Raw genomic sequence first — 8,255 nt, forward strand, 5'->3', positions numbered from 1 at the left:
TGAGGTAGTCAGTTGCCTAATTTTCAGGGAAAAAGTACCTGAATTTTGCCCCCGATCCCCGCAATGGCTGGCACTTTTTGAGGGAAAAAAAGTCTAAAAGTCTTATCCAACAAGGTTTTTAGATTTATTCAGCAAGCCCTATATAAGTTAAACTTATCATACAAAGAATAAGCGAGCCAAAATTTTAGTTAATTATGCGTTACAAACTTTTAGGTAATAGTGGTCTGCGAGTTTCCGAACTATGTCTAGGAACGATGACATTCGGGGAAGATTGGGGTTGGGGGTCCGATAAAGAAGAAAGTCGGGCGGTTTTTCAGGCTTTTGCGGAAGCGGGCGGCAATTTTCTCGATACCGCTAATCTCTACACTAACGGAACCAGTGAAACATTAGTGGGGGAATTTGTCAAGGGCGATCGAGAAAAATGGGTAATCGCCACGAAATATTCTCTCAATACGCGCCCCGGCGATGTCAATGCTTGCGGAAATCATCGAAAAAACCTCTTTCAAGCGGTAGAAGCTAGTTTAAAGCGTTTAGGTACTGATTACATCGATTTACTCTGGCTTCATCTTTGGGACTCTCTCACTCCTATCGAAGAAGTGATGCGCGCTTTCGATGATTTGGTCAGGATGGGAAAAGTGCTTTATATCGGCATTTCTGACAGTCCTGCTTGGATTGTCTCCCAAGGGAACACCCTGGCCACCCTGCGGGGATGGACACCCTTTATCGGACTACAAATAGAATATTCTCTCAAGGAACGCACCCCCGAACGGGAATTATTGCCCATGGCCAAAGCATTAAATATCGGGGTGACAGCTTGGAGTCCCCTGGGAGGAGGAGTTTTAACGGGAAAATATAATCAACCCAACCCCGTCGATGGACGTTTAAGCATGACCGACCAACCTTTTCAAATTTTTGATCGCGATTTAAAAATTGCCGAGACTGTCCTAGAGATTGCCAGAGAAATTGAGAAATCACCGGCACAAGTGGCATTAAATTGGCTAAGAAATCGGCCTAACGCCGTAATTCCTATCATTGGCGCTCGAAAATTGTCCCAATTGCAGGATAATTTAGCCTGTGTGGACTTTAACCTGACTGGGGAACAGCTGCAACGACTCGATAATATCAGTGCTATTTCCCTCGGTTTTCCCCACGAACTTTTAGCCAGTCAATTTGTTCGCGATATCCTATTAGGAGGAGTAGCAGCACAATTAGACCGATGATGGAAGTTTTTGTTTATGGAACCCTGAAACCTAAGCAGAGTAACTATTCTGCCTACTGTGCGGGAAAAGTGATCAACTCTAAAACCGCCTACACAAAGGGGTATTTATACCATCTTACCGCCCTCGGTTATCCCGGACTGACCGAGGGCGAGGGCTGGGTGAAGGGAATTTTATTGACTTTTAACGCAGATTATGATATTTGGCTTTTGGATGCTTTGGAAGATTATCAACCCGGCAGAGATCCAGAAGAAAACGAGTATCAGCGTCGCAGAATCCCTATTTATAATCTAGAGCGAGAATTGATCGGCGAAGCCTGGGGATATATGATGACACCGGCAAAAATAGCTCTCCATGGCGGTATTTGGCTGCCTTCCGGTTGGTGGACCAGTAGCGATCGAGAATAGGGATGAGGGGGCCGATTCTGTTAAGATATACAAATTAAAAGCTTAATCGTGAAAAAATTATGTATCTACTCCTAGAAGTGGCCAGTGGCAAATTCCCCGTTTATTTTGTGGCAGTTTATGTGGTCGGTTTTCTCGCTGCTGTCACCATCGGTTCGATCGCTTGGTACAATTCTAAACGCCCGGTCGGTTGGGAAGATGCCCAAAGACCCGATATTGTCCCCGAAGTGAAGACAGAGGTGGATTCTGATTCTCAATCCTAGAAAAAGGCAGTGATCAGTTATTTTAGCCGTCAGCTTTTTTCTCCCTTCTCAGCAATCAGGTTGGTTGGGATTGACCCTTGGCTGCGGACAAGGGACTAAAGACCTGACTAGGCGGTTATTTCAGGCATTTCCGCCCTTCCTGCCGAACAGAAACAGATAAATCAACCAAGGTCGATCGCAAATCTCTATGATAGAATATTGGGTCTTTAATTTCCGTCCCCTCCTCCTCTTATGAAACTGCCTGTCGTCGCTATCATCGCTAGGATATTTAGTTGACAAGAGGCTCCGAATACGATAGTATTCAACCATGAAACAACAAATTATCGACTTATTTTCTGGTGCGGGCGGATTGACCACGGGATTTCATTTAGCCGGGTTTGAATCTATCTGTGCAATTGATGTAAATGCGAAAGCATTAGCAACCTATCAACATAATTATCCTAAAACACGCACTTTTCAGGAAGACATCCGCAAAGTTAATCCATCAGAACTGCGCTTATACTTAGGTTTACAAAGAGAAGAATTAACCGCCCTTATCGGGGGTCCACCCTGTCAAGGATTTTCACGAAATATCCCGGCTGGGTATCGCTATCTTAATGATTCTCGCAATCATTTATATAAGTCTTTCTTAGGATTTGTTCAAGAGTTTCGTCCTCTTCATGTAGTCATGGAAAATGTTCCTGAAATTTTGAAAGCTTATAACGGTATCATCAGAGATGAAATTGTAGCACATTTAGAATCTTGGGGTTATCAAGTAGTTACTACTTCCCTAAACGCCGCTTATTATGGAGTGCCACAAACTCGCTCAAGAGCCTTTTTTTTAGCTAGTCTAGAGCGTTTACCATCCCTTCCCCAAGCAACTCATTCTGGTGATATCAGAAGTGATTATAAAGCTGTAAAATCTTGGACACAGCTTACTTTACTAGAACCAAATATTGCCCCAGTTACTACTGTTAAAGATGCCATTAGTGATTTACCTACTTTAGAAGCAGGACAAGCTTATGATCACGAAATTTATACTAGGGAACCCGAGACCATATATCAACAGAAGATGCGTGAGCAAAGTCAAAAAATTGTTAATCATATTGCCCGTGCTTTAACACCAATTCAAATGTCAAGAGTGCAAATTCTGGCGGAAGGACAAGATGCGAGAGATTTACCTGCTGAATTAGCACCGAAAAAACACTATAGCGGGGCCTATGGTCGACTTTCTTGGGATAAACCAGCAAGAACAATTACAAGGTGGTTTTTTCATCCCGGTTCTGGCAGATTTTTTCATCCGACCCAGAATCGGACAATCACAATTCGTGAAGCAGCAAGATTACATTCTTATCCCGATCATTTTCACTTTTTAGGGACTTATACTGATATGGCCTCTCAAATTGGAGAATCTGTGCCACCACTGTTAGGCAAAGTGGTAGCAGACTCTATGGGACAAAATCTTGAGTATTAGTTTGGGTTTGTAGCGCTGCAAAAATTGTCTCCACATATCGATCTATTGTCAGACGAGTTCTCTCAATTCTCAGACGAATAGCGGCAGCGGGGATTGTTCTGCTTCTAAACAACTGTTTCTGATTTTTGTACCAAACTAACTGAGTTTTGCCAGCGATGCTTCCCTGTAAACCTGCCCCTACTCCCCCAGTTTTTTTATCTATTGCCCATGCCCAAGAAAAAACATTAGGATCAAGAGGATTAAGGGGGTATTCACAGTAAACATATTCATTGGCCTCTCGGTTTTTTAGCAATATTCCCTCATAGCTGTTGATGACATTTTGAGCAGTTTGACTGGAGCGAATCTTCTCGTTCCAGTGTTGAATAATAGCGGTTCCCAGTTGTGCGGGGGAAGATTGCAGATTCAAAGAGGGAACCCCAAGTTGAATGGCTTTTTTGATCATATCTGCTCGTTGAATTACGAACAAAAAGGTATTATCTGTAGTTAAACTATTCAGTTGTAGAGATTTTAGCGACCAACCACTGGCAGTTTTACTGTCCACTGCATCGTAGAGTAGTTTGCTTCTGCCTAGGGCAGGATCGGATAAAGGAATATTCTTGATATAATGAAAAATTGCTTCCCAGCTATAATCCTCGATCGAGCCAATCAATGGTGAGGCAATTGCGGCTAGAATGGCCTGCTTTAGTCTTTTAGTCTCGTCGTTCGTTAACACTTAGGGATTCCTCTACGGAATACAAAAATTCACTCATCCTCAGACCTAAAGCATTAGTAATATGACTAAGCACTCTCACCGATGGACTTTTTAATCCTCGCTCTAGTTGACTGATGTAAGTTCTATGCAGACCTGTTACTTCCGCCAAATACTCTTGCGACCACCCTTTTTCTTGGCGATAACGCTGTAGCTCTCGTCCTAAAATTTGCTCTAGTTGACCAGATTGCATAACCTGAATTCTAGTCTTTTGTATACCAAAGTTCTACAGACTAAAGTATTCAATGTCTCAGTGCCGAACAGAAACAGATAAATCAACCAAGGTCGATCGCAAATCGCTATGATAGAATATTGGGTCTTTAATTTCCGTCCCCTCCTCCTCTTATGAAACTGCCTGTCGTCGCTATTATCGGTCGTCCCAATGTGGGCAAATCCACCCTCGTCAATCGTATCGCTGGAGATCAACAGGCGATCGTTTTCGATCAACCCGGGATTACCAGAGATCGCACCTATCAACCAGCTTTCTGGTGCGATCGAGATTTTCAAATTGTCGATACAGGGGGGCTAGTTTTTAACGATGACAGCGAATTTCTCCCTTTAATCCGCGAACAGGCTTTAATCGCCCTAGCAGAGGCAAGTGTGGCGATTTTTGTCGTCGATGGGCAAGGGGGAATTACCGCCGGCGATCGAGAAATTGCCGCTTGGTTACGACAGCAAAATGTCCCGATACTTTTGGCCGTCAATAAATGTGAATCGGTGGAACAGGGTATCCTGCAAGCGACGGAATTCTGGGAATTAGCCATCGGTGAACCCTTCCCCATCTCGGCCATTCACGGTTCTGGTACAGGTGAACTACTCGATGCGGTGATTAAATATTTGCCACCTGCGGCGGAAATTCCCGAAAATGAAGAGATTAAAGTGGCAATTATCGGTCGTCCTAACGTGGGTAAATCCAGTCTCCTCAATGCTTTAACCGGACAACAACGGGCGATCGTTAGTCCGATTTCGGGAACCACCAGAGACTCGATCGATACTTTAATTGAACGAGAAGGACAGGTTTATCGGTTAATTGACACCGCTGGCATTCGCCGTAAGAAGAATGTGGACTATGGAGCCGAATTTTTCAGTATTAACCGTGCTTTTAAGGCCATTCGCCGGTCTGACGTGGTACTATTCGTCATCGATGTGCTAGATGGTGTCACCGAACAGGATTTAAAATTGGCGGGACGAATTATTGAAGAAGGGCGCGCGGTGGTGCTAGTGGTCAATAAATGGGATGCGGTGGAGAAAGACACCTACACCATCAATACTTACACCAAAATGCTCCAAGATCGGCTGTATTTTATGGATTGGGCAGAAATGATCTTTGTCAGCGCCATGACGGGGCAAAGAGTCACCAAAATCCTCGAATTAGTCGATATTGCCGCCGAATCTCACCGTCGTCGCGTCAGTACCTCGGTAATCAACGATGTGATCGAAGATGCGGTTAAATGGCACAATCCCCCCACCACCAGGGGCGGAAAACAGGGGAAACTATACTATGGCACGCAAGTATCGAGTCAACCCCCCACGATCGCCCTTTTCGTTAACGATCCCCAGCGCTTTAATGATAACTATCGCCGTTACATCGAAGGGCAATTCCGGCAACAGTTAGGCTTTAAAGGAACCCCGATCCGCTTAATCTGGCGCGGCAAACCGGCGCGAGAAGTGGAAAAAACGGTTAATAGAGCCACCAAGGTCTAATTTATGGATTTATTGCGAAGTTTGCCCATCGGTCTTTATCTCGATCAACCGATTACCCGACTACATCAACTAGATGCCAGGGTAAAATTTATCTGGTTAATGGCTTTTTTAGCAGCACCTTTATTAGCTAATCCTTGGTGGCGTTTAGCTTTGGTGGGATTATTAATGTTGTTAACCCTGTTAGCTCCTATTCCCCCCCGCGTCTGGCGGCAACAGATGGGCTGGCTGATATTTTTAGCGATTATCGTCTTTCTGATTACTGCTATCACTCCCGATGGTTTAGGGGTGAGTATTCAGCCGCGTTTACCGGATGAAGGGCTGAATTTACCGCCAGCAAGTGATTATCAGTATGTTTTATGGGATAGAGGTCGTTTATTTGTTACCCGACGTTCTTTGGAATTAGCAGTGAGAATTAGTACCTTAGTTTTTACTTTAATTTATAGCACTAATCTCTTTTTATTGACGACGGCCCCGGAAGAAATTACCGAAGGTTTAGAGAATTTAATGAGTCCTTTACGGCGATTTAATGTGCCGGTGACGGAAATTTCTCTGACTCTGACCCTCTCTTTGCGCTTTATTCCCCTGGTTTTAGAAGAAGTGCAAAATCTAGCTAGGGCAGTGAGAACTAGGGCGATCAATTGGCAAAAATTAGGGATTAAAAAGAGTTTAAACGTCTGGTTAACAGTAGTGGAAAAATTACTAGATAATTTGCTTTTGCGCGCCGAACAAATAGCGATCGCTATGGAGGTTCGCGGTTTTACCAGTCCCAATCAGCATCAAGTACGCTGGCACCAATTACAGTTAAGATGGGCTGATTTTATCGCTTTATTTTTGTTAATTCCCTTTTGGGCAGCCCGATTAGTTTGGGGTGGTTTATAGCAGTTATCAGTTATCAGTTATCAGTTATCAGATTTGAGTTTTAAGTGTGCAGTATTAAATAGAAGTTTCCTACTGTCTTTTCACCTGATAGTTCTTCGTTACTTGGTCTGGTTCGATCGGGGGGCATAAATCGACTAAATCTTTATCTTGCAAGGGATTTAATTGATTAGTTCGCTCTAGAAAACAATTGACAAAAATCGCCAAATGTCTTTCTCTATAAGAGTTTCATTTCTTATAACCCTGTCCGTTGCATAAGACAAACCGAAGAACCTCACTGATTACTGTTCACAGCAAAAAACTCCCCACTTTCCACTTCTCACTCGCCAATTTCCTACTAAAGATAGATATTTAAACAGATAAAAAGTATTACTTATAAGAGTAAGTTACGGCGTTTCTTATAGAGATGAGGTATGATAAGATTTGGCATTTGGCAGGGTGCATCTCATTTTTCTAAATCTACTAAGTTGGGATTTTTCAAGGAAGTCCGTAGGTTGGGTTGAGCGAATCAATAGGTTAAAGAAAACCTCTCAATTTTAGAGGAAAGCGGAACCCAACAGCCAACACCTAAATCCGTCGGAATCGGCGATCGCTTCTCCTGACCTTTTGTGGGGTTTCCTTGGGTCAATCCAAGCGTACTATAGTTGGGTTTCCTTACGTCAACCCAACCTACAACCCCTTTTTGTTGGGTTGAGTCCGTAGCCCCCCTAAATGGTTACATACGTTACATAATCTGTTACCATTTACATACGGCGGTTCCTCTATCCGTGTGGCACCGATAAATCCTTATTGAATAAGCATTTCCACTTAGAAGATGTACCAGACTAAGCCTGAAGCCGCCGTATGTATAGAATTGTTGATTGGGAGTCTTGATCATGGCATTGCAGGAAGGCACTTACACCTGGGAATACGGCGACACTAACCAGGCTCTCTGGTTCACCGCCTCTTACAACACAGTCACAAATCAATGGACTGTTGATATGAAGAAGGGGTCAATGGACCTCAACGCATTGTGGTGGTCTAATGGCGATAGCAACGCGGATGGCAATATAGTTCTTTCCAAGGCTGACAACAGTCTCAATATGAATGGGACTGGTATCGTCTGGGATGGATACGACAAGATTTCCGATACGGGGTTAACGGGAACGGAGCATAATGGCAGCAGTCTTCTTACTGCGGGTAATACCTATACTTACAGCTACAGCAAGGATCAAGGGGTAGAGATCGAAGCGCTCTTGGCGGGGGGTGTTACGACTCTTGGTGTCAGAGCCACAAGCGTCAACGGCACCGACGGTATCAAGGCGGTAGATGGACAATATGTTTTCGTTCCCTACGATACAACTCCACCTACAGTGACAGTCGATATTGTTGATGCTTCCCTGAACGACGGCGATAACAATTCTCTCGTCACCTTTGAGTTCAGCGAAACTGTGAATGGCTTCACAGCCGGTGATGTGAGCGTCAGCGGTGGAACCCTGAGCGACTTCACCCAAGTGGATGGCAACAGCTATACGGCCATCTTCACGGCCACCGATGCTGTGGAAACCACCGGCTCGGTGTCCGTGGCAGCGGCCAGCTACAGCGACGTGG

10 protein-coding genes are annotated in these 8,255 nt (G+C 44.3%); 7 read left to right on the forward strand and 3 right to left on the reverse strand.

Going from position 1 to position 8,255, the window contains the following annotated elements; all coding sequences use genetic code 11:
• Positions 1–194: 194 nt before the first annotated feature.
• The 4 genes from O9332_RS21450 (at position 195) to O9332_RS21465 (ending at position 3,337) form a co-directional block, all read left to right on the forward strand.
• Positions 195–1,220, forward strand: a complete 1,026-nt coding sequence (locus O9332_RS21450; RefSeq protein WP_002761340.1) for an aldo/keto reductase — start codon at positions 195–197, stop codon at positions 1,218–1,220.
• Positions 1,217–1,624 (forward strand): gamma-glutamylcyclotransferase family protein, encoded by a 408-nt coding sequence (locus O9332_RS21455; RefSeq protein ID WP_288027321.1) that lies wholly within the window; start codon positions 1,217–1,219, stop codon positions 1,622–1,624. Before O9332_RS21450 ends, O9332_RS21455 begins: the two co-directional genes overlap by 4 nt.
• A gap of 59 nt (positions 1,625–1,683) precedes the next feature.
• Positions 1,684–1,884 carry a photosystem II assembly protein Psb35 gene (gene psb35 / locus O9332_RS21460; protein WP_002761344.1) on the forward strand — a complete coding sequence of 67 codons (201 nt, stop codon included), beginning with the start codon at positions 1,684–1,686 and terminating at the stop codon, positions 1,882–1,884.
• A 307-nt stretch (positions 1,885–2,191) separates the two neighbouring features.
• On the forward strand, positions 2,192–3,337 hold the full coding sequence (locus O9332_RS21465) for a DNA cytosine methyltransferase (RefSeq protein ID WP_002761346.1): 1,146 nt from the start codon (positions 2,192–2,194) through the stop codon (positions 3,335–3,337).
• Here the strand turns inward: O9332_RS21465 and O9332_RS21470 are convergent.
• Both O9332_RS21470 and O9332_RS21475 read right to left on the reverse strand, forming a co-directional pair.
• Positions 3,312–4,049 carry a hypothetical protein gene (locus O9332_RS21470; RefSeq protein WP_288027323.1) on the reverse strand — a complete coding sequence of 246 codons (738 nt, stop codon included), beginning with the start codon at positions 4,047–4,049 and terminating at the stop codon, positions 3,312–3,314. The genes O9332_RS21465 and O9332_RS21470 overlap by 26 nt on opposite strands.
• On the reverse strand, positions 4,027–4,278 hold the full coding sequence (locus O9332_RS21475) for a helix-turn-helix domain-containing protein (protein WP_002761350.1): 252 nt from the start codon (positions 4,276–4,278) through the stop codon (positions 4,027–4,029). The genes O9332_RS21470 and O9332_RS21475 overlap by 23 nt, the downstream gene beginning before the upstream one ends.
• Before the next feature lie 152 nt (positions 4,279–4,430).
• Between O9332_RS21475 and der the strand changes: the two genes are divergently transcribed.
• Both der and O9332_RS21485 read left to right on the forward strand, forming a co-directional pair.
• Positions 4,431–5,789, forward strand: coding sequence for a ribosome biogenesis GTPase Der (gene der / locus O9332_RS21480; RefSeq protein WP_004268090.1), 1,359 nt, complete (start codon positions 4,431–4,433; stop codon positions 5,787–5,789).
• Positions 5,790–5,792: 3 nt separating this feature from the next.
• Positions 5,793–6,668 (forward strand): energy-coupling factor transporter transmembrane component T family protein, encoded by an 876-nt coding sequence (locus tag O9332_RS21485; protein ID WP_002761354.1) that lies wholly within the window; start codon positions 5,793–5,795, stop codon positions 6,666–6,668.
• Positions 6,669–6,737: 69 nt separating this feature from the next.
• Here the strand turns inward: O9332_RS21485 and O9332_RS21490 are convergent, their stop codons facing one another.
• Positions 6,738–6,872, reverse strand: a complete 135-nt coding sequence (locus O9332_RS21490; RefSeq protein WP_002761356.1) for a hypothetical protein — start codon at positions 6,870–6,872, stop codon at positions 6,738–6,740.
• A 668-nt stretch (positions 6,873–7,540) separates the two neighbouring features.
• Between O9332_RS21490 and O9332_RS21495 the strand changes: the two genes are divergently transcribed.
• On the forward strand, positions 7,541–8,255 hold a 715-nt coding region (locus O9332_RS21495; RefSeq protein WP_288027325.1), incomplete at its 3' end, for an Ig-like domain-containing protein.

Origin of the sequence: Microcystis sp. LE19-10.1B (assembly GCF_027530565.1) — a bacterium.
In the GTDB taxonomy this organism is placed as follows: Bacteria; Cyanobacteriota; Cyanobacteriia; order Cyanobacteriales; family Microcystaceae; genus Microcystis; species Microcystis aeruginosa.

Bases quoted from the DNA above. Each gene is read 5' to 3' on its own strand.
- O9332_RS21450 (WP_002761340.1), top strand. From the start codon at position 195: ATGCGTTACAAACTTTTAGGTAATAGTGGTCTGCGAGTTTCCGAACTA.
- O9332_RS21455 (WP_288027321.1), top strand. From the start codon at position 1,217: ATGATGGAAGTTTTTGTTTATGGAACCCTGAAACCTAAGCAGAGTAAC.
- psb35 (WP_002761344.1), top strand. From the start codon at position 1,684: ATGTATCTACTCCTAGAAGTGGCCAGTGGCAAATTCCCCGTTTATTTT.
- O9332_RS21465 (WP_002761346.1), top strand. From the start codon at position 2,192: ATGAAACAACAAATTATCGACTTATTTTCTGGTGCGGGCGGATTGACC.
- O9332_RS21475 (WP_002761350.1), bottom strand. From the start codon at position 4,278: ATGCAATCTGGTCAACTAGAGCAAATTTTAGGACGAGAGCTACAGCGT.
- der (WP_004268090.1), top strand. From the start codon at position 4,431: ATGAAACTGCCTGTCGTCGCTATTATCGGTCGTCCCAATGTGGGCAAA.
- O9332_RS21485 (WP_002761354.1), top strand. From the start codon at position 5,793: ATGGATTTATTGCGAAGTTTGCCCATCGGTCTTTATCTCGATCAACCG.